The sequence below is a fragment of the Mycobacterium sp. 050272 genome (genome assembly GCF_039023525.1).
In the GTDB taxonomy this organism is placed as follows: Bacteria; Actinomycetota; Actinomycetes; order Mycobacteriales; family Mycobacteriaceae; genus Mycobacterium.
This window is the reverse complement of sequence record NZ_JBCHKV010000005.1, coordinates 256,311-280,531: the sequence shown is the minus strand read 5'-3', so window position 1 is coordinate 280,531 and position 24,221 is coordinate 256,311. Positions and strand designations below refer to the sequence as shown.

The window sequence follows — 24,221 nt, the reverse complement described above, 5'->3', positions numbered from 1 at the left end:
GCTACGGCCGCGGCGGGACTTCGACCCGGTGCAAGTCGTCGCCCAGCTCGATGCGCCCGCCGAATTCCTGGGCGGCCAGTGTCCGCCACTGTTCTTCTTGTCCGGGTATCAGCGCCGGCACGTAGTGCGTCATGACCAGCGTGCCGACCCCGGCGCGGGCCGCGGTGGCCGCGGCTTCCTCGACCGACGAGTGGTAGTCGCAGATGTCCTGCAGCCGCTGCTGCGGGATCTGGGTGACGATGTCCTTGCGGATCACGGTGTGCACCAACGCGCCTGCCCCGGCCGCCAGCTCGTCCAGGCCCGCGCACGGCACCGTGTCTCCGGCCAGCACCGCCGAGGCGCCGTCGGCGTCGACCCGGAACCCGATCGTCGGTGCGACCGGCCGGTGGTCGGTCGGAGCCACCCGAATCGAGACGCCGTCGCGGTCCCACACCGGGCCGTGCGTGTACTCGTGCACCTCGACCGCTGGTGGGGTGTTCAGGTCGTCGTGGTGGGCGATCCGGTAGCTGATGTCGTGGCCGAACGCCTTCAGCGTCGCCTCGACCGTCTCCGCGGTGCCCGGTGGCCCGATGATCGGGAACGGCGCCGGATCGGGCGTGAACGTGGTGATCCATCGCGTGATCAGCAGGTCGCCGAGATCGCCGATGTGGTCGCTGTGCAGGTGGGTGAGCAGCAGGGCCGACAACCCGGCGGCGCCCACACCGACGGCCGCGGCGCGCTGCAGGACGCCGCGCCCGCAATCCACCAGGAACACCTGCCCGCCGGCCCGCACCAGCGTGGCCGGTCCCGCGCGGTTCGGGTCGGGGATGGGGCTGCCGGTGCCCAACAGGGTGATCTCGATCATGGCCCTCATCCTTCAAGACACGCCGGCGGATTGTGGCTCATTCGCCGGTATCGACGGGTGATCGGGGCCGCCGCTTTTCGCGTTGGCTTTCCCACCGCGCGAGTTAGCCGTAGCCTGATGTGAAGCAGATCACAACCAGCTGGAGGCTTGATGCGGATAGCGGACGTTTTGCGGAACAAAGGCGCGGCGGTCACCACGATCCATCCCGACGCGACGGTCCGGGAATTGCTCGCCGGCCTCGCCGAGCAAAACATCGGCGCCATGGTGGTGGTCGGAGACGAGGGAGTCGTCGGCATCGTGTCCGAGCGCGACGTGGTGCGCCAACTGCACGTACATGGCCCCGGCATGCTAACTCGGCCGATCTCCAAGATCATGACCGCGACCGTTGCGACGTGCACGAAGTCCGACACGGTCGACGAGATCAGCGTGCTGATGACCAAGAACCGGGTGCGTCACGTGCCCGTACTCGACGGCAAGAAGCTGATCGGCATCGTCAGCATCGGTGACGTCGTCAAGACGCGCATGGAAGAGCTCGAGGCTGAACAGCAGCAGCTGCAGTCCTACATCACCCAGGGCTGAGTGCGGGAGACTATGCCTGCGAGCGTAAGCACACTGCGAAATCCGGCGCCGCACATGGCCGTGCGCTTACGCTCGCGACGCAACGCCAAGGCTTACCGCCAGGCGTAATCGGTGCGCAGGCGCGTGGCCACCACGTCGAAGACCTCGCGCTGCAGGATCGCGCCCTCGCGGCGAATGCCCTCCTCGGGCACGTCGAGCACCCGATCCAGCCGCACCCAGCTCTGCCTGCCCTCGTAATCCCAATCGCCGGTGCCGATCCCGACCCAATCCGGGTCGGAGGCATAGCGCTCCTGGCTGGACAGCATGAGTCCGAGCAGGACGCCGCGCTCGCGGCCGACGACGAGGACCGGGCGGTCCTTGCCCTGGGTGGGGTCGTCCTCGTAGACCACCCACGTCCAGACGATCTCCCCGGGATCGGCCCGCCCGTCGAGGTCTGGGGCGTAGACCACCTTGCGGGCGCGTTGCGCGGTCGGAAAGCTGTCGCTGGTGACCGGCCGGCCCTCGGTGATCGACGTCGCCTGCGAGTCGCTGCTGGACGCGCGCGCGTTCGCGGTGGTTTTGACGACTTGCTCGATTTCACGGTAGACCGCGTGCGCGGTCTGAACCTGCTGGATGAAACGCGGAACCCCGTAGACCACGACGTTCTGGGCAAACCGCTGGAAGGTCTTCCACTGCGATTTCCGGCTGGACGCCATAGTCGCAGCATAGTCGTCGGTGCACGGGTGCGACTGTGTCCGAGTATGTCCCGACCAGCTTGCATAGATACCCTGGACGTACCCGCGAACCGCCGGTCAAGCAGCATCAACAGCACCCGCCAGGAGATCCCCATCAGCAGTTTCGCCGACAAGACCTTCACCGCGCCGGCGCAGATCAGGAACTTCTGCATCATCGCTCACATCGACCATGGCAAGTCCACGCTGGCCGATCGGATGCTTCAGCTCACCGGCGTCGTCGACGAGCGGTCGATGCGTGCGCAGTACCTGGACCGGATGGACATCGAGCGGGAGCGCGGCATCACCATCAAGGCGCAGAACGTCCGGTTGCCCTGGCAGGTCGATGGCACCGACTACGTCCTGCACCTGATCGACACCCCGGGCCACGTCGACTTCACCTACGAGGTGTCCCGCGCGCTGGAGGCGTGCGAGGGCGCGGTGCTGCTGGTCGACGCGGCGCAGGGCATCGAGGCCCAGACGCTGGCAAACCTGTATCTGGCGCTGGACCGCGACCTGCACATCATCCCGGTGCTCAACAAGATCGACCTGCCGGCCGCCGACCCGGACCGCTATGCCGGTGAGATCGCGCACATCATCGGTTGCGACCCCGGCGACGTGCTGCGGGTCTCCGGCAAGACCGGCGAGGGCGTGGCCGACCTGCTCGACCACGTGGTGCGCGAGGTGCCGCCCCCGCAGGGCGACGCCGACGCCCCGACCCGCGCGATGATCTTCGACTCGGTCTACGACATCTACCGCGGCGTGGTGACCTACGTCCGCGTGGTGGACGGCAAGATCGTTCCACGTGAGCGCATCCTGATGATGTCCACCGGCGCCACCCACGAGCTGCTCGAGGTCGGCATCGTTTCGCCCGAACCGAAGCCCAGCGCGGGGCTGGGTGTGGGCGAGGTGGGGTACCTGATCACCGGCGTCAAGGACGTCCGCCAATCCAAGGTCGGGGACACCGTGACGACGGCGCGCAACGGCGCCAAGGAGGCGCTGACCGGTTACCGGGAACCCAAGCCGATGGTCTACTCGGGACTGTATCCGGTGGACGGCTCGGACTACCCGGACCTGCGCGACGCTCTGGACAAGCTGCAGCTCAACGACGCGGCGTTGACCTACGAGCCCGAGACCTCGGTCGCGCTGGGCTTCGGATTCCGTTGTGGCTTTTTGGGTTTGCTGCACATGGAGATCACTCGCGAACGCCTGGAGCGTGAATTCGACCTGGACCTGATCTCGACGTCGCCCAACGTGGTGTACCGGGTGATCAAGGAGGACGACAGCGAGATCGTGGTGACCAACCCGTCGGACTGGCCCGAGGGAAAGGTCCGCGAGGTGTACGAGCCGGTGGTCAAGACCACCGTCATCGCTCCCAGCGAGTTCATCGGAACCATCATGGAGCTGTGCCAGTCGCGCCGCGGCGAGCTGGGCGGCATGGACTACCTGTCGCCCGAGCGCGTCGAGCTGCGTTACACAATGCCGTTGGGCGAGATCATCTTCGACTTCTTCGACTCGCTGAAGTCGCGCACCCGCGGCTACGCCAGCCTGGATTACGAGGAGGCCGGAGAGCAGGAAGCTTCGTTGGTCAAGGTCGACATCTTGCTGCAAGGCGAGGCGGTAGACGCGTTTTCCGCGATCGTTCATAAGGATTCGGCGTTCGCTTATGGAAACAAGATGACCACCAAGCTGAAGGAGCTGATTCCGCGCCAGCAGTTCGAGGTGCCGGTGCAGGCCGCGATCGGATCCAAAATCATTGCGCGCGAGAATATTCGCGCGATCCGCAAAGACGTGCTCTCCAAGTGTTATGGGGGAGACATCACGCGTAAGCGCAAACTTCTGGAAAAGCAGAAGGAAGGCAAGAAGCGGATGAAAACGATTGGGCGCGTTGATGTTCCGCAAGAGGCATTCGTCGCGGCGCTGTCCACCGATGCCGCGGGGGACAAAGCCAAGAAATGACCCGCCGGCGGTGGCGGGCGGCACCGCTGGCTGCGGTGCTGCTGGTCACCGGGTGCGCCGCCGTGATCGACGGCAAAGCGGTCCCGGCGCCGGGGGCCTCGATCACGCGGCTCATGCTCGACGGTGCCACGCTGGCCAAGCTGCTAGCTCAACCGTTCAACAGCGCCCCACCCTTCCCGCCGTCCTACGGCGGCAGCGAAAAGTTCAGATCCGGTTGGGAAGACGCCAAGCCGCCGGAGTGCATCGGCGTCGCGTTCATGATGCAGAAGACCGTCTATCAGGCCGCACCGGTACAGGACGTTGCCGACGAGATGTGGACGACCGATCGTCACTCCGACGCGCAGGTGGACAGCGTCGACGAGGGCGTGATCGCGTTTCGCTCTGCGAAAGACGCCGGCGCGGCATTCGCGAGGTTTACTAATCAGTGGCAGGGATGTGACGGCACCACACTGGTCGCGAACTCCGTCATCTCCGCGCGAAATGTCATCTCCGACGTCCACGTCGCGGATTCCGTTGTCCAAGCACGCATTTTGATGCACCCACACGAGCACTCGATCTTGGCGTCGATACCGGTAGCTCGCGCCCTTGGGGTACGGGGCAAGTACCTGGTCGAGGTCGAGGTGCGCTTCTTCGGTAATGGCAACTTCGCGGCCCGGGGGACCGCGGACATCAACACCACCGCCGCCTACATTGCGCACGCCATGCTGGACCGGCTCGCGCTGAGCTGACGTGCTAAAAGTAGCCATGCGCATCCTGAAACCGGCGGCCACGCTGATGGCCGTCGCCGCCCTGGCGGCCGGCTGCGATGCGGTTGTCGGCGGCGCGGCCAGGCCGGCGCCGAACCTGGTGCCGCATCCGGTGATTGGTGAAACAGTCAGGCAGGTACCGCTGGATGCCGCCACCTTGTCGAAACTCCTCGACCGACGTCTCCAGGCCATCTCGCAATTCCCGCCGGTCTTCGGCGGTGCCGAGATACTGGACGACGCCTATCCAGACGTTTCACCCACCGAGTGTCTAGGGGTGATCTACATGACACAGAAAAGCGTCTACCAGTCCGCGGGGGTGAAGAACATCGCGACGCAGCTGTGGCAGCAGGAGGGCGACCCGGCCACAGCCGCCGACATCGCCGAGGGCGTCATCGCGCTGCCCACGCGGGCGGACGCAAACGCGTTGTTCGCAACATTCAACGACCAGTGGCGGCACTGCGATGGCAAAACGGTGTCGGTGCCCTCCAGCAGTTTCGTAGAGAACGTCGTGACGAATGTCCGCGTTGCGGATTCGGTTGCCGCGGCGAACATCTCGAAGAATCCTGATGCGCAATCGATCCTGCATGCCGTCCCGGAAGTGCGCGCCCTCGGGGTGCGGGGGAACTGCCTGGTCGAGGTCGAGGTCGCCTATGTCGGCACCAGCGCGCTGTCGGAGCAGCCGCCCGCCCAGACCGAAGCCGTTACCATCGCGCACGCTTTGATGGACAGGGTCAGCGCGTTGAGCTGACGCGGCTACACCTGTATTTCCAAGCCGGGTAACGACTTTCGTTACCCGAGCCTTTACATAGGCGCGTTGGCGGGCTGGAACATCCCAGAGCCGTCGGATTCCTCCTCGGCGCGAATCACGTGCACGACCGCGTTGATCAGTGCCAGGTGGGTGAACGCTTGCGGAAAGTTGCCCAGGTGCCGGCCGGTGCGCGGTTCGATCTCCTCGGCGTAGAGATGCAGCGGGCTGGCGTAGGACAGCAGCCGCTCGCACAGCCGCTTGGCCCGCGCCACCTCGCCGATCTCGACCAGCGCGGACACCAGCCAGAACGAGCAGATCGTGAACGTGCCTTCCTCGCCGGACAGCCCGTCGTCGGTCTGCTCGACCCGGTAGCGCAGCACCAGGCCTTCCTCGGTGAGTTCGTTGGCAATCGCCAGCACCGTGTTGCGCACCCGCGGGTCGTCGGGCGGCAGGAATCGCGTCAGCACTACCAGCAACAATGAGGCATCCAGCGCGTCACTGCCGTAACGCTGGGTGAAAACACCGCGGGAGTCCACGCCGTTCTTCAGAATGTCGGCCTTGATCTCCTCGGCGATGACCCGCCACTGCTGGGCATAGCTCTTCTCGCCTTGGCGCTCGGCCAGTTTGGAGCCGCGGTCGAGTGCCACCCAGCACATCACCTTCGACGACGTGAAGTGCTGCGGCTCCCCGCGCACTTCCCAGATGCCGCGATCGGGCTCGCGCCAGTGCGCGATAGCCTCCTCCACCTGCTTCTTGAGCACCGGCCACAATGTCTCCGGAACCTGTTCGCGTGACTTGGCGTGCAGATAGAACGAGTCCAGGATCGAGCCCCAAATGTCGTGCTGGATCTGGTCATAGGCGCCGTTTCCGATCCGCACCGGCCGCGCGTGGTCATAGCCGGACAGATGGTTCAGTTCCTCTTCGACCAGGCTGCGCTCGCCACCGACCCCATACATCACCTGCAGAGGATGACGCTCGTTGTTGTTGGCGCCCGACACGTCGGCGATGAACGCGAAGAAGTCGTCGGCCTCGCGATCCAGGCCCAGCGTGTACAGACCCCACAACGCGAAGGTCGAGTCGCGGATCCAGGCGTAGCGGTAGTCCCAGTTGCGCTCGCCCTGCGGCGTCTCCGGCAGCGACGTGGTGCTGGCGGCCAGCAGCGCGCCGGTCGGGGAGTAGGTCAAGCCCTTCAGGGTGAGCGCACTGCGCTGCAGATAGGCCCGCCACGGATGGTCGGGGAAGTTGCCGATGTTGATCCATTGGCGCCAGCACTCGGTGGTCTGCCACATTTTCTCGGCGGCCTCTTCATAGGTCTGCGGCGCCGGGTGCTTGGTCCAGCTGAGCGCGACGAACACATCGTCGCCCTCCTTCATCCGGGTGCGCGCCCGCGCCTCGCGGCCCTCCAGCCCGATGTTCAGGTTGCTGGTCAGGCGCAGCTGCGGGTGGTCGTCGGGCTGCTTGCTGGCGCGCGCGAGCACCTCGCCGTATGCATGGGCGGAGTATTCCCAGGCGGGGCCGATGCGGTGGTAGTCGAACGCCGGTTCGCAGCTCATGACCAGCTCGACGGTGCCACTGACGCAGCGCACCGTGCGCAGCAGGATGTGCTCGGCATCCCAGTCCATCGGCGTGCGGCGGTGGGTCTTCGACCGGCGCTCGATGTCATGCCAGGGGCCCATCACCAGCGCGTCGCGCACGATCAGCCAGCCGGTATGGGTCTGCCAGGTGGTTTCCATGATCAGGCTGCCGGGCAGGTAGCGGCGCGCCGAGGGCACCGAGACGCCGTACGGGCCGAGCCGGAAATGGCCCGCGCTGCGGTCCAGGATCGCGCCGAACACGCTCGGCGAGTCCGGCCGGGGCACGCACAGCCACTCGACCGAACCGGCGGGGGAGATCAGGCACGTCGTTTCCCAGTCGGACAGGAATGCGTAGTCGGCGATCGGCGGAAACGGGTTGCGCAGCGAGCTGCTGGAGGTGAACGGAGCCGCGGCGCTGAAATCGAGCGGCGAAGCCAGCGGTGGTTGGCGCGCGGAAGAAAATGACTGCTCGGGCTCCCCGTTGGCGGGCTGGTCGGCGGGTTCGGCGTGCATGACCATCCCGCCATCATCATCTGTCGAGGTGCCCGGCGTCCATTTTTTGTCCAGCCGCTGGCGTGGCGGCGACCGGCGGATCAGCTGGTCGACCGGGCAAACTTCGGTGCGTGTTCGGGCAGCGGACCGATCGCCACCAGGTAGGCAAGGAATCGCCGCAAGGACGGCAGCCGGCCGGCCAGTCGCACGCCCCGGGGCGCTTCGCCGTCGCTTCCGGCCACCACGTCGGCGACCACCTGGGCGTGGATTGTCCGCTGTACCGCCTGGATGATCGCCGTGGGTATCCAGCGGCGCACCTGCACCCGCAACAGCTCCAGGGTCGAAACCCGGCCGGCTCGCAGCGGACCGGCCAGCAGGCGCGCGGCGGCCACCGCGTCGGCGACCGCGAGGTTGATCCCGACACCGCCGACCGGCGACATCGCGTGCGCCGCGTCGCCGATGCACAGGGCGCCGTCGGTGTACCACCGGCGGAGCCGATTGAGTTGCACGTCAAGTAGTTTCACGTCATCGAACGAAGTCAGCGTGCCGACTCGGTCGGCGAGCCAGGGCACCAGATCCACCAGCACCCGGTGCAACGCTTCGATGCCCTGGCCGCGTAGGTCGGCATCGGCGCCCTTCGGAATGATGTAGGCGATCTGGTAGTAGTCGCCGCGGTCGATCATGATGATTCCGTGTCCGGCCACGAACATGCCGGCCAGCCCGCTCGGGTCGTCGGCATGACGAGGCAACCGGAACCACCACACGTCCATCGGGGCGCCGAACCGCCGCGGTTGGAATCCGAGCGCGGAGCGCACCGTGGATCCGCGCCCGTCGCAGGCCACTGTCAGCAGGGCGCGCATCTGCTTGCTTTCGCCGTTCGAGTCGCGATAGGTGACGCCGGTGACGCGGTTGCCGTCGCGCACCACCCCGGTCACTTCGGTGCTGCGCAGCAACCGGAAGCTGGGTTCCGCCTCGGCCGCGGTGGCCAACATCTCCAGGAAGTCCCACTGCGGCACCAGGGCGATGTGCTGGTGCGCGCCCGGCAGCCGGGACAAATCGAGGTTCAGCGGTTGGCCCTGCATCTCCAATGTGATGCTGTCGATCAGGCGATGCGGGAGCTGGGTGAAGCGCGAGCCCAAACCGAGTTCGTCGAGCAGGCGCAACGTGCTCGCGTGCACGGTGTCGCCCCGGAAGTCACGCAGGAAGTCTGCGTGTTTTTCCATCACCGTGACTCTTACACCGGCCCGCGCTAACAGCAGGCCAAGCACCATTCCGGCTGGACCGCCGCCGGCGATGACACAGGTAGTTTCCTCGGATGCGACAGGCACTCGCCGATCTTGACACATTGGTGTTTCCACAGCTCGGACGAATAGTGTGAGCCGGGTGAACGGGTTTCTCAATTGGTGGGACGGAAATGAGCTGTGGCTTTCCGGACTTCCCTTCGTGCTGCAGGCCATGGTGGTGATGCCCGTCGTGCTGGCGGTCGCCTACCTCACGGCGGTGGCGCTGGACGCCGTGCTCAGCAAAGGCCTCGAATTGATGCAGCGCGCGCGTCAGACCGACGGGACGACCAGGTAACCGGCGATGCCCCGTTCTCACGTGACGTTGGTTCTCGTCACGCTCGTGGTGTTGGTGATCGTCGCCTGGTGGGTGACGCACTGAGGTGGGCGCGCCGACGTGCGACGCCACCCGGTCCGGTGGCGGGTCAGCGAATTCCTGTTAGGCTTCGCGCCATGCACCTGACATCCGAAGCCCCGGAATGTGATGTCTTCGTGCACTGTTGTCGCTGACTACCACCCGCGCGCGGTTTGGTAGGGAGTCCGCGAATTCCCCTGACGTTTGATCGCCTTTCCGCAGCAACGGACCGAAATCCGTAAGCCCGCACCGAAAGGCCGTCAATGCTTATCGACAACGCCGGCGCACCGCGCTGGCGGCCTCTTGTCGCGCTCGCACTGATCGTCGGTGTCGTCGCGGCCTGCGGCGGTGGCCCCAGCGATGTCGTTGGCGGCAGCGGGCCCTCGGGCGCGCACACCACGATCACCCTGGTCGCCTACTCCGCTCCAGAACCCGGATGGAGCAAGGTGATTCCCGCGTTCAACAACTCCCAAGAGGGCAAGAGCGTGCAGGTGATCACCTCCTACGGCGCCTCGGGTGACCAGTCCCGCGGCGTTGCCGAAGGCAAGCCGGCCGACCTGGTGAACTTCTCGGTGGAGCCGGACGTGACGCGATTGGTCAAGGCGGGCAAGGTTTCCAAGGAGTGGAACACCGACGCGACCAAGGGCATCCCGTTCGGGTCGGTGGTGACTTTCGTAGTGCGCAAAGGCAATCCGAAGAACATCAGGGATTGGGATGACCTGTTGCGGCCCGGCATCGAGGTCATCACGCCCAGCCCGTTGAGTTCCGGCTCGGCCAAATGGAATCTGCTGGCCCCGTACGCCGCCAAGAGCGAAGGTGGCCGCAATGCCCAAGCGGGAATCGACTTCATCAGCCGATTGGTGCGCGACCACGTGAAATTGCGACCCGGGTCGGGGCGAGAAGCCACCGACGTTTTCGTCCAAGGCAGCGGCGACGTGTTGATCAGTTATGAGAACGAGGCCATCGCCACTGAGCGACAAGGCAAGCCGGTCGAGCACATCACCCCACCGCAGACCTTCAAGATCGAAAACCCGCTGGCGCTGGTGACAACGAGCCCGCACCTCGACATCGCCACCGCGTTCCGCAACTTCCAATACACGGCCGCTGCGCAGAGGTTGTGGGCGCAGGCAGGTTTTCGGCCGGTCGACCCGTCGGTCGCCGCCGAATTCGCCGACCAGTTCCCGTTGCCGCCGAAGCTCTGGACCATCGCCGACCTGGGCGGCTGGGCGACGGTCGATCCGCAGCTGTTCGACAAGAGCAACGGCAGCATCACCAAGATCTATACGAAGGCCACCGGATGACCGTGACGACGCCCCCGGACCCGAAAGCTGTTCGGCCCGAACTCAACGCGCCCGGTGAGACCCACAAGGTCGCGCGGGCTTTCGGGCGCGGCGGCACCTCGTCGCTTCGCGTCGGGGTGGCGACGCTGTGGCTCTCGGTGATCGTGCTGCTGCCGCTGGCGGCCATCGTGTGGCAGGCCGCCGGTGGTGGCTGGCAGGCGTTCGCGGAGGCCGTCACATCGCGTGCCGCAATCGACTCGTTTCGCGTGACGCTGACCATCTCCGTCGGGGTCACGGTGGTCAACCTGCTCTTCGGCCTGCTGATCGCCTGGGTGCTGGTGCGTGACGACTTCCCCGGAAAGCGTCTCGTGGACGCGATCATCGACCTGCCGTTCGCATTGCCGACGATCGTCGCAAGCCTGGTCATGCTGGCTCTGTACGGGAAAAACAGCCCGGTCGGCCTGCATCTTCAGCACACCGCCTGGGGTGTGGCGGTGGCGCTGGCGTTCGTCACGCTGCCGTTCGTGGTGCGCGCCGTTCAACCGGTGCTCCTGGAAATCGACCGGGAAACCGAGGAGGCCGCCGCGTCGCTGGGCGCCAGCGGGCCCAAGGTCTTCACCTCGGTCGTGTTGCCCGCGCTGCTGCCGTCGTTGTTGTCCGGTGCCGGCCTGGCGTTTTCGCGGGCCATCGGCGAATTCGGTTCGGTGGTCCTGATCGGCGGCGCGGTACCGGGCAAGACCGAGGTGTCGTCGCAGTGGATACGCACATTGATCGAGAATGACGACCGCACCGGGGCGGCAGCGATTTCGATTGTGCTGCTGCTGCTTTCCTTTGTGGTGCTGTTCGTCCTACGTCTGGTCGGCGCGCGGGCGGCCCGACACGAGGAGCGGGCGCAGTGACATCGTCACGCTGGGTTCGTTACCTCACTCGCTATGTCGCGTTGGCCTATGTCGCGGTGCTGCTGATCATCCCGGTGGCGGTGATCTTGTGGCGGACGTTCGCGCCAGGGTTCGGTCAGTTCGTCGACTGGATCAGCACCCCGGCGGCGATATCAGCGCTGGACTTGTCACTGCTGGTGGTGGCCATCGTGGTGCCACTGAACGTCTTCTTCGGCATTCCCACCGCACTTGTCTTGGCGCGCAACAGGTTCCGCGGCAAAGGCGTGCTGCAGGCGGTCATCGACCTGCCGTTCGCCGTCTCGCCTGTCGTCGTTGGTGTCGCCCTGATCGTGCTGTGGGGGTCGGCCGGTGCGCTCGGCTTCGTGGAACGAGACCTGGGTTTTAAAATCATCTTCGGCCTGCCCGGCATCGTGCTTGCCAGCATCTTCGTCACGCTGCCGTTCGTGGTGCGTGAGGTCGAGCCGGTGCTGCATGAGCTGGGAACCGACCAGGAGGAAGCGGCGGCCACCCTGGGTTCTGGCTGGTGGCAAACCTTTTGGCGGATCACGCTGCCATCCATCCGGTGGGGTCTGACCTACGGCATCGTGTTGACCATCGCTCGTACTCTCGGTGAATACGGTGCGGTGACCATCGTGTCGTCCAACCTCCCGGGCAAGTCGCAGACGCTGACGCTGCTGGTCTCTGATCGCTACAACCGTGGGGCCGAATACGGTGCCTACGCATTGTCGACGTTGTTGATGGGTGTTGCCGTGGCCGTGCTCATCGTCCAGGTGATTCTCGATGCCCGCCGGGCACGAGTGGCGAGCAAGGCCTGACAAGGAGATTGGGACATGACTGACGCCAAAACCGGCGACCTGGCGATCACCGTGCGCGATGCCAATAAACGCTACGGTGATTTCGTCGCATTGGAGCATGTGGACTTCGTGGTCCCCACCGGCTCGCTGACGGCCCTGCTCGGCCCCAGCGGTTCCGGCAAGTCAACCCTGCTGCGCACCATCGCGGGTCTCGACCAGCCCGACACCGGCACGATCACGATCAACGGCCGTGACGTTACGCGGGTGCCGCCGCAGCGGCGCGGCATCGGATTCGTGTTCCAGCATTACGCCGCGTTCAAGCACATGACGGTCCGCGACAATGTCGCGTACGGATTGAAGATTCGCAAGCGTCCCAAGGCCGAAATCAAGGAGAAGGTCGACAACCTGCTGGAAGTCGTGGGGCTCAGCGGGTTTCAGGGGCGCTATCCCAACCAGTTGTCCGGTGGTCAGCGACAGCGTATGGCGCTGGCGCGCGCTTTGGCCGTCGACCCGCAGGTGCTGCTGCTCGACGAGCCGTTCGGGGCGCTGGACGCCAAGGTTCGCGAGGATCTGCGCGCCTGGCTACGCCGGTTGCACGACGAGGTCCACGTCACCACGGTGCTGGTCACTCACGACCAAGCCGAGGCGCTGGATGTCGCCGATCGGATCGCGGTGCTCAACAAGGGCCGTATCGAGCAGGTCGGGTCCCCGACCGAGGTTTACGACGCCCCGGCGAACGCGTTCGTGATGTCGTTTCTCGGTGCGGTCTCGACACTGAACGGCAATTTGGTTCGCCCGCATGACATTCGGGTCGGTCGCAATCCCGAGATGGCGATCGCCGGCGGTGACGGCACCGCCGAATCGATCGGAGTCGTCCGCGCTACCGTCGACCGTGTCGTGGCATTGGGATTCGAGGTGCGCGTCGAGTTGACCAGCGCGGCCACCGGCGGCAGTTTCACCGCCCAAATCACCCGGGGCGACGCCGAGGCGCTGGCCCTCAAGGACGGGGACACCGTCTACGTGCGCGCCACCCGGGTGCCCGCCAGCATCGCTGCTGTCGCGCCGTCCGGCGGAGCCGACGAAGAACAGAGCACGTTGACGTCGGCCTGAGAGTTATTGCAGCGACCAATAGGGCGGTTGCTGGGTCAGGCGCTCGATGTACTCGGTCACCGTCAGCTCGTCGGACTCAACCGTGTCGTCGCCGTGGGCGAATGGGCACCTTCGTGGATCGGTTTCGACAATCCACACCGCTTCGAGTTCGACTTCGGGGACGGGGGCGCCCGGCGCGGGTGAGATCAGGTCCGCGGCGAATCCTTCCGCGCCGGGCCACGTCAGGCCGTCGCTGTAGATAACCTCGTTGTTCCGGTTCAGGGCGACGACGTGGAAGTGCGGCAGGCCGGCCAGATGCTCGGCGAGTCCACGTGGTTCGTAATCGCCCATTGCGCCATGGTAGTGCCGCAAGCGATTTGACGTACCGTCAGGCCGCTCAGGCCGCGATCTGGCCGGTGGCCGTCGCGGTGAAGCGATCGAGCACCGTCTCGGCCACCAACCGGTCGGCGCCCAGCGGGGCCGCCATCTCGATGCCGGCCTTGGCGGCGAATCTCTGCACCCGATCCGGGATGAGTCCCGGCGCCAGGAACCACGGCGCGACGACTACCCGCTGGGCGCGCTGGCGGCGCAACCTGCCCAACGCTTCGGAGAGCGAACGTTCCTGTTGGGTGGCGAACGCGGTCGTTGCCCCCGCCCAAGACGTGCCCGCCAACAGCTTTGGCGCGACCCGGCCGGTACGCGCGTTCACCGCCAAGTCGGAGGTGCCGATCGCCACGACGAGGACACCGACGCCCTCGTCGCGGCGCGAGACACCCAGCTCGGTCACGCGCCGGCGCAGCAACGCCACCATCCGGTCGTCCTCGCCGAGCACCGGCGCCTGCCACACTTGTTGGTTCGCAACGCAATTGGCGATCTGGGCGGGAATGTCGACGCGGGCGTGGTACGCGTTGGCCAACAGCAACGGAGTGACGACGGCCGGGCCATCTACCGACGTGAGGACATCGGCCAGGCTCGGTGAGCTGTGTTCCAGGAAGGCCAGTCGCACATCGAGGTTTGGCCGCAAGCGCATCAACTGGGCGGCGACGGCCCGTGCATTGGCCCCCGACCGTGGATCCTTGCTCCCGTGTGCGGTCAGGACGAGCGTGTTCACGACGCGTGCAATCCGCATTCGGTTTTGGCCTGCCCCTGCCAGCGTCCGCTGCGCGGGTCGGCGCCCTCGGCGGGCTTGGCCGTGCAGGGGGCGCAGCCGATCGACGGATAACCCTCGTAGACAAGCGGATTGACCAACACATCGTGCTCGTCGATATAGGCCTGCATATCTTCGTCGGTCCATGCCGCCAGCGGGTTGATCTTCACCAGCTTGAATGCTTCGTCGAAGCTGATCAGCGGCGCGTTCGCGCGGGTCGGTGCCTCGACCCGGCGTATCCCGGTCACCCACGCGGAGTAACCGCTGAGAGCTTTGCTCAGCGGGGCGACCTTGCGTAGCCGGCAGCATTCACCGGGGTCCCGCGCGAACAGGTCCTTGCCCTTCAGCTTGTCCTGCTCGGCCACCGTGTGCTCCGGCGTGACGTTGAGAACCCGCACGTCGTAGACGGATTCGATCGCATCCCGGGTACCGACGGTTTCGACGAAGTGATAGCCGGTGTCCAGGAACAGCACCGGCACGCCCGGGCGCACCTTGGACGCCAGATCCACCAGAACGGCGTCTTGCATATTGGAGGCGACGATGTAATTGCAGGTCGCCCAGCCGCGTGGACCGTTGATACCGCCGAAGTTCGCATCCGTCCAGCGCAGGAGCTCGCTAGCGCTGGCGCCATCGAGTTCGGCCGCGCCCCGGGCGGCCAGCTCACGCAGTGCGGCGTATTCCGGGTCGGTCGATTGGGTGCTCATCGCAGGTCGCCCTCCTCGGCACGAAGTGCCCACTGCGCGAACCGCTCTCCCTCGCTGCGGTGCTTGACGAAGTTGCGTACCACCCGATCGATGTAGTCGCCCAGCTCGTCACTGGTCACCTTGTGCTGGCGCAGCTTTCGGCCGAATCCGCTGTCCAGTCCGAGGCTGCCGCCCAAATGCACCTGGAAGCCCTCGACCGAGTTTCCGTCGCCGTCGTCGACCATCTGACCCTTGAAGCCGATGTCGGCGACCTGAATTCGGGCACACGAGTTGGGGCAGCCGTTGATGTTGACGGTGATCGGCACGTCGAGGCGCGAGTTGAGGTCATCGAGCCGCTTTTCCAGCTCTGGCACCAAGGTCTGTGCCTTGACCCGGGTTTCGGCGAAGGACAACTTGCAGAATTCAATCCCGGTGCAGGCCATTAGGTTCCGCCGCCAGTGCGACGGGTTCGCCTGCAATCCGAGGGCCTCGAGGCCGGCGACGAAGTTGTCGAGCTTGTCGTCGGGGATGTCGAGGATGACCAGCTTCTGGTAGGGGGTGAACCGGATCCGGTCCGAACCCGCCTGTTCGGCCAGGTCGGCCACCGCGGAGAGGATGGTCCCGGAGACCCGGCCCGCGATCGCGGCGACACCGACGGCGTTGAGTCCGTTCTTGAGCCGCTGCACTCCGACGTGGTCGATCGGGTGCGTGACCGGCTCGGGGGCCGGGCCGTCGATCAGCGGGCGCTTGAGGTACTCCTGTTCGAGAACTTCACGAAATTTTTCTACGCCCCAGTCCTTGAGCAGGAACTTCAGCCGCGCCTTGGCACGCAACCGCCGGTACCCGTAGTCGCGGAACACCGAGGTGACCGCGGCCCATACCTCGGGCACCTCTGCCAGGGGCACCCACGCGCCGAGGCGCTGGCCCAGCATCGGGTTGGTGGACAGCCCGCCTCCTACCCACACATCCAGGCCCGGGCCGTGCTCGGGGTGGTTGACGCCGATGAACGCGATGTCGTTGACCTCGTGCACCACGTCCTGCAGACCCGAGATCGCGGTCTTGTACTTGCGCGGTAGGTCGGCGAATTCCGGCTGACCGATGTAGCGCTTGACGATCTCGTCGATCGCCCACGTCGGGTCGAGCACCTCGTCGAGCGACTCACCGGCCAGCGGTGAGCCCAGGATCACGCGCGGGCAGTCGCCGCACGCCTCGGCGGTCTGCAATCCGACCTTGGCCAGCCGCCGCCAGATCTCCGGGACGTCCTCCACCCGGATCCAGTGGTATTGCACGTTCTCCCGATCGGAGATGTCAGCGGTGTCGCGGGCGAACTCGGTGGAAATCTGGCCCAGGGTGCGCAGCGCGCCGGCTGAGAGGGCGCCGCCGTCGCAGCGCACCCGCATCATGAAGTACCGGGCTTCGAGCTTGTCCATGTTCTCGTCGCCGGTCCAGCTGCCGTCGTAACCCTGCTCGCGCTGGGTGTACAAACCCCACCAGCGCATACGGCCACGCAGATCGTTCTTTTCGATGCTGTCGAAGCCGTCTTTGGCGTACGTATTCAAGATGCGTTCACGCACTTCCAGCGGGGGGCCGGCCTGCTTGAACTCCTCGTTGGCGTTCAGCGGCTCGCGTTCTCCCAGTGCCCACTGGCCCTCGCTTCGAGGTGCCTTGGCGGGACGGGCTGTGGTCATTCGAAGATCTCCTTCGCGGGCTGTGCAGGCGTGGACGCGCGACTCACCGGTCAATTGCGGCGGGCGCAGATCCGGCGCCAGCTGGACGTACAGGTGGGCGGGTCTACGACATCAAGCCGGACAGCTACAGCTGCAGACACGTTTGAGATCGATGTGCCGCCGAACCACTAGCGCAATGCGCTGGCTGGGCTGGGCGACGGTCACGCGCCCATTCTGCCATGGATAGCGGCGGCCAGCGCCACCAGGTCAAATTTGCCCTCACGATGAGCAAAACTACCCGGTAATCCTGGGTAATCGGATAGACAAAACCGAGAAACCCCTGAGAGGCCGGTCTGCCCGGCGTCTGACGTGGTCAATCGGCCGACCGTGCGTTCAGGCCACGTCGATCCCGTCCGCCCAGCGACGCCGTGAGGTGACTCGTACAATCCGCCGCCATCCGGGGTGAATTTGCTCACCCCCGCCGTGGCCGAGCGGCTGGCGTGCCCCGGTGCACGTGTAATCATTTGGCATGGCCCTTCGCGCGGCACCGGTTGAGCTTCCCGGCATACAGCGCAGTCCTGGGCAGTCGTTCGGGGTGTACGTCCACGTCCCGTTCTGCATAACTCGTTGCGGGTATTGCGATTTCAACACCTACACGCCGGCCGAGCTCGGCGGCGTCAACCCGGACGCTTGGCTGGAGGCGCTGCGCACCGAGTTGGCGCTGGCCGCGGCGCGGCTGGATGCACCGACGGTGAATACGGTGTTCGTCGGCGGCGGGACCCCATCCCTGCTGGGACCTGCGCGCATCGTCGCGCTGCTCGACATGGTCCGTGCACACTTCGTGCTCGCGCCGGATGCTGAGATCACCACGGAGGCCAACCCGGAATCGGCCTGGCCGGACTTCTTCGAGGCCGCCCGAGCGGCCGGGTACACCCGGGTGTCGCTCGGCATGCAGTCGGTGTCCCCGTTCGTGCTGGGTGTCCTCGACCGGATCCATACGCCGAACCGTTCGGCGGCCGCGGCCCGCGAGGCGCTGCAGGCGGGCTTCGAACACGTCAGCCTTGACCTCATCTACGGCACGCCGGGGGAGACCGACGACGAGCTGCTGCGCTCGGTCGATACGGCGATCGCGACCGGCGTCGACCATGTCTCCGCGTATGCACTGGTCGTCGAGGAGGGGACCGCGCTGGGGCGCCGGGTCCGCACCGGTGAGCTGGCCGCACCCGACGACGACGTGCTGGCGCACCGTTACGAACTGCTCGACGCGCGCCTGTCCGCCGCCGGTTTCGATTGGTATGAGGTGTCGAACTGGTCGCGGCCGGGTGGTGAGTGCCGGCACAACGTGGGCTATTGGGACGGTGGTCAGTGGTGGGGCGCGGGGCCGGGTGCGCACGGGTATGTCGGCGCCACGCGGTGGTGGAACGTCAAGCACCCCAACGCATACGCGCAGATACTGGCGGATTCCGCGTTACCCGTAGCAGGCTTCGAGCAGCTGGACGCCGAGGCGTTGCACACCGAGGACGTGCTACTGAAAACCCGTATGCGTCAGGGGCTTTCGTTGGAGGCGCTGAGCGCCGCCGAACGCGAGCGAGCCAAAACCGTTGTCGCCGACGGCTTGCTGGTGGCCGACGGCGACCGGCTGGTCCTCACTGCACGCGGCCGGTTGCTGGCCGACGGGGTGGTGCGGACCCTGCTGGGGTGACGGCGTCAAACGCCGAACCACCCTTCGACGAGGCGGGCAATCTCGATGTAGAGCGGGATGCCGATCGTGACGTTGTAGGAGAACGTCAGACCCAGTGACGCGGCCAACGGCAGCGTCGGACTCGCTTCCGGGATTGCCAGTCGCTGGACTGCCGGCACCGCGATGTAGGACGCCGCGCCGCACAAGACCGCGAACAGCACGTAGGTGCCCGTCTTGAAGTCGGTGTGGGTCAGGCTCGCGTAGGAGCAGGCAACGATAATCCCCAGCGTGGCAAAGACATTCGGCGCAAGTATTGCGAAGAAGATGAACCCGGGCCCGGCCGTTCGCAGGTCCTTCAACTTGCGCGAGGCCGTCATGCCCATCTCGAGCAGGAACAAACACAGCACACCCTGGAATGCCATCACGAAGAACTTGTCGTCGTCCTGTACGACCTTTTGACCCTGCAGACCACTGATCAGGCCGATCACAATCCCGCCGATCAGCAGCACCAACCCGGGGTTGAGGAACACCTCCCGGAACAGCTCGCGGGAGAAGATGGACGGCTTCTTCTGGGTGAGCTGCACGCCCGGGCTGACGTCGAGTTCGTCTGTGCGCTCGCCCTTTTCCAGCGAGAGTTCAAGTTCGTCCTCGATCGCGCGCTCGGTCTCCAAGCTCTGGCCCTGCGGAGGCCGTGCCGCGGTGCCAGGCCCGATGCCGACCTTCACCGGCGCGTAACCCGGCTCGTCGGCCATGTTGCCCGCCGCGTCTATTCCCCGGTGCCGCAGGTGGGCCACCAGGTAGAGCGCCACCAGGCAGCCCGGAATCTCCATAACGGCCAGCATCACGGGCATGTACGCATTGAAGGCGATGTTCACTGCGGCCAGGACCGCCACACAGGTGGCGAATGTCCCGGCAGAGTCCGACCCGTAATAGCCGGCGATCGTCGCCCGATCGATCCTGCGCAATTTGGTCACCCAACCGAGCAGGTAATAGGCGATGATGCCGATCACGAAGTTGAGTGCGAAGCCCAACACCATGAATCCGACGATCGCCCCGACACTGGAGGCATTGACCTCGGCGAGTTCCTCACCACCGTGCCAGCCGATAGCCAGCAGCAGGTACATGGTGAGGCCTTGATAGATCACATAGGGGAACTCGAATCGCACCTTCAAGATCGGGATCATGAATCCGAAGTAGAAGAAAAGCAGAAGCGGTTTGAACAGGTTATGCGTGAAGTTATGCCAGAACTCTTGCAGCATTGGTGCCTCTCTTTTTCCGTCCGGTGGCCCGGGGGAAGCACCGTCCGCAAGCGGGGGCTACCACGAACATCCCGACGACCGTGGAAAATTTAGCTCTGCCGCTGCCAAACCGCCACTCGGATCTGACCCGAATTGTGCATGTCGTTCCAAGCCGCGCCGAAATGGCTGTGGATCCCAAAACCCGTGGTCACAGCGATGCTGGTCGGACGGGGTAAGGTGGGATTAGCGTGAATCTGGTGTGAGTTCGCTGTGCATTTACTGTCAGGATTAGCGTGTCGCTGCTCAACCGGAAATTAGCGAGGGCCGCACGCCGGCGCCCCGTTTGCGGTGGGTCACCGACAGCCAGGCGGACGGCGAGTAATACGTCGTAATTTCTTCGAATCCGTCGACCCGGGAAACCGTAAGCACGCCTGTTTCCTGGTTTATTTCGAGTTCGTCGCCGTCCGAACCGTGGACTTCCTCACCGTTCGCGAGCCTGATCACGAACATGATGTTCCTCTCAGTGGATGAGTTTTAATCGCGATCGGGCATTTGCTGGATCATCCGCACCGGCCGGATTAAACCTTTGTTACGTTTTTCTGTCAGAGTCCGTGGGAAACGTCCGGCGCGGTTCTTCCGGCCCCGAAATGCTTCGGCGGTTCGAATCCTTTGGGTAGCGGTTCACCCGAACTACCCCCTTCTCCGCGCCGGTCGGCTGGTCAGCCCCCCATGCAGTCCGCGTCGGAGCCAGTGATTTTACGGGGAACACCGTCATGGTAACCCTTTCCTATTCGCTAAGCAGGTGAACGGGGGGCAAACGTACTGGGCCGCCGATGCCTCCGGGTGGCCTGCTCGACCGGCCCTCATGCGATGAGTTTCGCGGCTGCTGCCTGCGGAAACGGGTCGGACGCAGAACTCGGGCGGCCGACCGCCCGGGCCACTGCGAAGCGGCGACGCCGGATTAATTCCAGGAGCGACCGATCGGCGCGCAGCGCCCCGGGAGACGCGGACGGCAAACCTGCGTGAAGCGCTCGACGCCGGCGTTAACGGCCGCGCTAATTGGCGTTGCGCCGGCGTGCCGACAATTCGTCGGGCGGCGCCTCGGTTCCGGCTTCCGGTGAACGTTCCAGGTAATCGGCCAGGATGCGGCTGGTCAATGACTCGATGTTCGACTCGATCGACGACGCGAGCGTTGCGGTGACGGTCGCCACCGCCTGGGTGCGGAACCGCACCAGCATCGTGATCAACTCGGCGATCTCGGCATCCGCGGGCAGCGCCTGGCCGGGTTTGATCTTGTCGATGACGTGTTCGGCGCCAGCGCGCACCAACAGGTCGCTGATCTTGTCGATCTCGGGCACGATCTGCTCGTGCAGGTCGACTAGCTTCTCCAATTCGACGCCGTAGCCCCGGATCTCGTTGAACGCTTCGATCAGCTTGGGCCGGGTCACAGTGGCCTGCTGGCCGTCGACGCGGATCACCTGTAAGCCGACCAGCCGGTCGAACGCGGTCGGGTCGTCGACGAGCGCCTCGGCGTCGGCGAGCGGCATGGTCTCCGGCTTCTCGGTGGTCCAGCTGCCCACGATGGCCGTCTCGAGGCCCAGCACGTCGCCGAGGCTCTTGCCTTCTTCCCAGGCGCCCAGCATTTCCCGCACATGGGCGATGTTGTAGCCGCGGTCGAGCATCGAAGTGATCAGCCGCAACCGGGTGAGATGCGTGTCGTTGAACAACGCGATACGCCCGACCCGCATTGGCGGCGGCAGCAGCCCGCGATCCCGGTAGACCCGGATGTTGCGGGTGGTCGTGCCGGCCAGCCGGGCCAGGTCGTCAATCCGGTACTCCCCGGAAGCCGCGTCGCCGTGCGGGTGACGCACGGCCGCGTCGAACAGCTGCGACACCGCGGTGTCGATGAAGTCGCGCGATTGGCGCCGAACGCGTTTGGGCGCCCGTCGCACGTTGTACAGGACGCTGGCGATCGTGCCGGGTTCCGGTTTTTGTGCCATCTCAGTGCGTCAGCTTAGGCCGACGACGTGACGCGCGCGGTCGCCCCGCGCGCCACCGCCTGGTAGTCCGCATAGCGGAAATCGCTCATCTGGCGAAGATACTGGGTCGCGAAACCGGGGTACATCGAGCCGTTGAACCCGTCCTTGGTGAGATACCAACTGCGACAACCCGACATCCAGGTCGTCTTGGTGAGCCGGCGCTGAATGCTCTGATTGTGGCGCAGTTGCACGTCTTCACGTACGTCGAGATAGCGCAGGTCGTCGTCGAGGATGGTGCGGATGCCGCGCACCGCGTAGTCGAGTTGGCCCTCGATATAGACCAGCAGCGAGTTGTGTCCCGGCCCGGAGTTGGGGCCGGTCATGAAGAACAGGTTCGGGTAGCCGTGTGCGTTGATGCTCTTGTAAGCCTGTGCGCCATTGGCCCATTCGTCGGCCAGCGACCGCCCGCCGAGGCCGGTGACGGCGAACGGCGGGCCGGTGAGGTGGACGTCGTACCCCGTGGCGAACACGATGCAGTCCAGGTGATGCTCGATACCGTCGCTGGTGCGGATGCCGACGGGACTCAGCGTCGCGATTGGCCAGGAGATCAGCTTGCAGTTGTCGCGCTGCAGCGCGGGGTAATAGTCGCTGGAGACCAGCATCCGCTTGCAGCCGGGGGCGAAATCGGGGGTTAGTTGCCGGCGCAGCCACGGGTCCTTGACGGTGGCGCGCAGATGAGCCTGGCCGAGCCGAGCCACCAGCGAGGTCAGCGGGGTGTCCCACACCAGGGCGGTGGCGCTGGCTTCGTGTCCCCAGAACAGCGCCTGGCGGGCAAGTTGTTGGGCGGCAGGCACTTTGGCGAAAAGAGCTTGCACTGCCGATGGGGTTGCCATATCGAGGCGGGGCAGCACCCAGCCCGGGGTGCGCTGGAATACCTTCACGAATCCAGCCTGTTTGACCAGTTCGGGAATGATCTGGATCGCGCTGGCGCCGGTCCCGATGACGGCGACGCGCTTGTCCGTGAAGTCGTAGTCGTGATCCCAGCGGGCACTGTGGATCTTGTGTCCCCGGTAGGTGTTCAGACCACGAATGTTCGGGAAGCTGACATCCGAAAGGGGACCGGAGGCCAAAACGACGGTGCGGGCCCGAAATTTCTTGCGGTTCTTGGTCTTCGCCGTCCACACGCCGGTGACCTCGTCGAAGGTCAGATCGTTGACCTCGTGCTTGAAACGGATGTGTCGACGGATGTCGAACTTGGTCGCCATGTCTTCGAGGTGGCGACAGATCTCGGGTGCGGGGGAGTACGTCCGCGACCATGTCGGGTTTTTCACGAACGAGTAGGAGTAGAGCAGCGACGGCACGTCACAGCTGGCCCCCGGGTAGGTGGTGTCGCGCCAGGTTCCGCCGACCCGGTCGGCGCGCTCCAGGATGACGATGTCGGTGATTCCGGCTTCGGCCAACCGAATTGCGGTACCGAGCCCGGTGAAGCCGGCTCCGATGATCAGCGTTGCGTAGGTGTGGTCGTTTGCCATGGTCACGCTGCCGGCTCGTGGGTGAGTTCCTTCGACCAGCTCGGTGCCGGCCTCAGCAGCGGCTTGGGATAGAAATCCGACAGCCACAGCATGGAATTGGCCAACAGTTGATAGGGGTGTCTCGGGTTGACTACCCACATGCCGTGGCGCTTGAGCAACTTGTAGGTGGGCACCCGCCGGGTGCGTTCACCCCGGTCGCCGAGTTGCTTGAAACGGTTGACAGCGTTGAACAACCGCTCCGAATCCATACCCATGCCGGCCATCTCGTTGCGGACTCGATTGAGCAGCGGCACGTACATCAGCACGCCGATGATCAGACCAGGGGACGCGAAGCGCCCGACGAATTCGATGGCGAGCCGCCGCGCGCTGGCATTGCCGATCATCTCCAGCACCTCGAAATCGACGGCGATGTGCCGTGATTCGTCGTTGTTGATCTTCTCGAAAACCTGATGGCAGACGGGGTCCTGCACAGTGTCGAGGAGGAACTTCAGCAACGCGCCGTCGAGTGCGACCTCCAGCATCGGGATCACGGTGCCCAGCACCGACAGCGGCATGTCATCGGCGAATGTGTCCAGCCACTCGATGGCCAACCGGATGTTGACGTTGGGCTTGGGAATCTCGCCGTCGTCGAGCATGCCCCAGCGCTTCATCAGCGCCAGTTCGGCGTTGGCATGCCGTTGCTCCTCGGCGTGGAAATATCGGTAGATCTCGGCGATGGTGGGGTTCGGCGCCTTCTTGGCGAGCGCCGCGAATCCCCGGGCGCCGATGTTCTCGATCCAGCACAGGTCGGCCATGAAGGCCCGGAGTTTGGGCCGAAACTCGGGCCTGATGGTGTCGGCCCCCGGTGCGTCCCAATCGATATCGGCGAGCGCCCACTGGCGATCCTTGATCTTGGCAAGCATGGCTTCCATGTCGATGGCCACCAGCAGCCCCCTTCTCGTTGCG

23 protein-coding genes are annotated in these 24,221 nt (G+C 65.3%); 10 read left to right on the top strand and 13 right to left on the bottom strand.

The window, feature by feature from the left end:
* Nucleotide 1: 1 nt before the first annotated feature.
* On the bottom strand, nt 2-844 hold the full coding sequence (locus AAHS21_RS13340) for a ribonuclease Z (RefSeq protein ID WP_342928134.1): 843 nt from the start codon (nt 842-844) through the stop codon (nt 2-4).
* 150 nt (nt 845-994) lie between these two features.
* Between AAHS21_RS13340 and AAHS21_RS13335 the strand changes: the two genes are divergently transcribed.
* Nucleotides 995-1,423, top strand: a complete 429-nt coding sequence (locus tag AAHS21_RS13335; RefSeq protein WP_342928133.1) for a CBS domain-containing protein — start codon at nt 995-997, stop codon at nt 1,421-1,423.
* 92 nt (nt 1,424-1,515) lie between these two features.
* Here AAHS21_RS13335 and AAHS21_RS13330 read toward each other — a convergent pair whose 3' ends face one another.
* Entirely contained in the window at nt 1,516-2,118 is a 603-nt protein-coding gene (locus tag AAHS21_RS13330) for a type II toxin-antitoxin system PemK/MazF family toxin (RefSeq protein WP_342928132.1), read from the bottom strand.
* A gap of 45 nt (nt 2,119-2,163) precedes the next feature.
* On the opposite strand from AAHS21_RS13330, the gene lepA reads away from it, so the two are divergent.
* The 3 genes from lepA to AAHS21_RS13315 are packed head-to-tail and all read left to right on the top strand — an operon-like array spanning nt 2,164 to nt 5,586.
* Nucleotides 2,164-4,092 carry a translation elongation factor 4 gene (gene lepA / locus AAHS21_RS13325; protein WP_342928131.1) on the top strand — a complete coding sequence of 643 codons (1,929 nt, stop codon included), beginning with the start codon at nt 2,164-2,166 and terminating at the stop codon, nt 4,090-4,092.
* The gene (locus AAHS21_RS13320; protein WP_342928130.1) at nt 4,089-4,820 is read left to right on the top strand and encodes a sensor domain-containing protein; all 732 of its coding nucleotides are present in this window, start codon (nt 4,089-4,091) and stop codon (nt 4,818-4,820) included. Before lepA ends, AAHS21_RS13320 begins: the two co-directional genes overlap by 4 nt.
* Nucleotides 4,821-4,866: 46 nt before the next feature.
* Nucleotides 4,867-5,586 (top strand): sensor domain-containing protein, encoded by a 720-nt coding sequence (locus AAHS21_RS13315; protein WP_342928129.1) that lies wholly within the window; start codon nt 4,867-4,869, stop codon nt 5,584-5,586.
* Between the two features lie 53 nt (nt 5,587-5,639).
* Here the strand turns inward: AAHS21_RS13315 and AAHS21_RS13310 are convergent, their stop codons facing one another.
* Nucleotides 5,640-7,679 (bottom strand): glycoside hydrolase family 15 protein, encoded by a 2,040-nt coding sequence (locus AAHS21_RS13310; RefSeq protein ID WP_342928128.1) that lies wholly within the window; start codon nt 7,677-7,679, stop codon nt 5,640-5,642.
* Nucleotides 7,680-7,753: 74 nt separating this feature from the next.
* Complete coding sequence (locus AAHS21_RS13305; protein ID WP_342928127.1) at nt 7,754-8,980, bottom strand: FAD-dependent oxidoreductase; 1,227 nt, start codon at nt 8,978-8,980, stop codon at nt 7,754-7,756.
* Between the two features lie 55 nt (nt 8,981-9,035).
* Between AAHS21_RS13305 and AAHS21_RS13300 the strand changes: the two genes are divergently transcribed.
* From AAHS21_RS13300 to AAHS21_RS13280, 5 genes are all read left to right on the top strand, one after another.
* A complete protein-coding gene (locus tag AAHS21_RS13300; RefSeq protein ID WP_342928126.1) occupies nt 9,036-9,230 on the top strand; it encodes a hypothetical protein in 195 nt (64 codons plus the stop codon).
* A gap of 320 nt (nt 9,231-9,550) precedes the next feature.
* The gene (locus AAHS21_RS13295) at nt 9,551-10,588 is read left to right on the top strand and encodes a sulfate ABC transporter substrate-binding protein (protein WP_342928125.1); all 1,038 of its coding nucleotides are present in this window, start codon (nt 9,551-9,553) and stop codon (nt 10,586-10,588) included.
* Nucleotides 10,585-11,466, top strand: coding sequence for a sulfate ABC transporter permease subunit CysT (gene cysT, locus AAHS21_RS13290; RefSeq protein WP_342928124.1), 882 nt, complete (start codon nt 10,585-10,587; stop codon nt 11,464-11,466). The genes AAHS21_RS13295 and cysT overlap by 4 nt, the downstream gene beginning before the upstream one ends.
* Nucleotides 11,463-12,281, top strand: coding sequence for a sulfate ABC transporter permease subunit CysW (gene cysW, locus AAHS21_RS13285; protein WP_342928123.1), 819 nt, complete (start codon nt 11,463-11,465; stop codon nt 12,279-12,281). The genes cysT and cysW overlap by 4 nt, the downstream gene beginning before the upstream one ends.
* A gap of 15 nt (nt 12,282-12,296) precedes the next feature.
* The gene (locus AAHS21_RS13280; RefSeq protein ID WP_342928122.1) at nt 12,297-13,370 is read left to right on the top strand and encodes a sulfate ABC transporter ATP-binding protein; all 1,074 of its coding nucleotides are present in this window, start codon (nt 12,297-12,299) and stop codon (nt 13,368-13,370) included.
* A 3-nt stretch (nt 13,371-13,373) separates the two neighbouring features.
* Here the strand turns inward: AAHS21_RS13280 and AAHS21_RS13275 are convergent, their stop codons facing one another.
* The 4 genes from AAHS21_RS13275 to AAHS21_RS13260 are packed head-to-tail and all read right to left on the bottom strand — an operon-like array spanning nt 13,374 to nt 16,867.
* Nucleotides 13,374-13,700 (bottom strand): hypothetical protein, encoded by a 327-nt coding sequence (locus AAHS21_RS13275; RefSeq protein WP_342928121.1) that lies wholly within the window; start codon nt 13,698-13,700, stop codon nt 13,374-13,376.
* 46 nt (nt 13,701-13,746) lie between these two features.
* Nucleotides 13,747-14,478: a sirohydrochlorin chelatase gene (locus AAHS21_RS13270; protein WP_342928120.1), complete on the bottom strand. Its 732-nt coding sequence runs from the start codon at nt 14,476-14,478 to the stop codon at nt 13,747-13,749.
* Nucleotides 14,457-15,200, bottom strand: a complete 744-nt coding sequence (locus AAHS21_RS13265) for a phosphoadenylyl-sulfate reductase (protein ID WP_342928119.1) — start codon at nt 15,198-15,200, stop codon at nt 14,457-14,459. Before AAHS21_RS13265 ends, AAHS21_RS13270 begins: the two co-directional genes overlap by 22 nt.
* Complete coding sequence (locus tag AAHS21_RS13260; RefSeq protein WP_342928118.1) at nt 15,197-16,867, bottom strand: nitrite/sulfite reductase; 1,671 nt, start codon at nt 16,865-16,867, stop codon at nt 15,197-15,199. Before AAHS21_RS13260 ends, AAHS21_RS13265 begins: the two co-directional genes overlap by 4 nt.
* A 508-nt stretch (nt 16,868-17,375) precedes the next feature.
* Here AAHS21_RS13260 and hemW point away from each other — a divergent pair.
* Nucleotides 17,376-18,548, top strand: coding sequence for a radical SAM family heme chaperone HemW (gene hemW, locus AAHS21_RS13255; protein ID WP_342928117.1), 1,173 nt, complete (start codon nt 17,376-17,378; stop codon nt 18,546-18,548).
* Nucleotides 18,549-18,553: 5 nt separating this feature from the next.
* Here hemW and AAHS21_RS13250 read toward each other — a convergent pair whose 3' ends face one another.
* From AAHS21_RS13250 to AAHS21_RS13230, 5 genes are all read right to left on the bottom strand, one after another.
* Nucleotides 18,554-19,786, bottom strand: a complete 1,233-nt coding sequence (locus AAHS21_RS13250; RefSeq protein ID WP_342928116.1) for a sodium-dependent bicarbonate transport family permease — start codon at nt 19,784-19,786, stop codon at nt 18,554-18,556.
* 282 nt (nt 19,787-20,068) lie between these two features.
* Nucleotides 20,069-20,275, bottom strand: coding sequence for a hypothetical protein (locus tag AAHS21_RS13245; protein ID WP_342928115.1), 207 nt, complete (start codon nt 20,273-20,275; stop codon nt 20,069-20,071).
* 545 nt (nt 20,276-20,820) lie between these two features.
* Entirely contained in the window at nt 20,821-21,765 is a 945-nt protein-coding gene (locus AAHS21_RS13240) for a MerR family transcriptional regulator (protein ID WP_342928114.1), read from the bottom strand.
* Nucleotides 21,766-21,779: 14 nt separating this feature from the next.
* Nucleotides 21,780-23,282 (bottom strand): NAD(P)/FAD-dependent oxidoreductase, encoded by a 1,503-nt coding sequence (locus AAHS21_RS13235; RefSeq protein ID WP_342928113.1) that lies wholly within the window; start codon nt 23,280-23,282, stop codon nt 21,780-21,782.
* Nucleotides 23,279-24,199: a ferritin-like domain-containing protein gene (locus AAHS21_RS13230; RefSeq protein WP_342928112.1), complete on the bottom strand. Its 921-nt coding sequence runs from the start codon at nt 24,197-24,199 to the stop codon at nt 23,279-23,281. Before AAHS21_RS13230 ends, AAHS21_RS13235 begins: the two co-directional genes overlap by 4 nt.
* Nucleotides 24,200-24,221 lie beyond the last annotated feature (22 nt).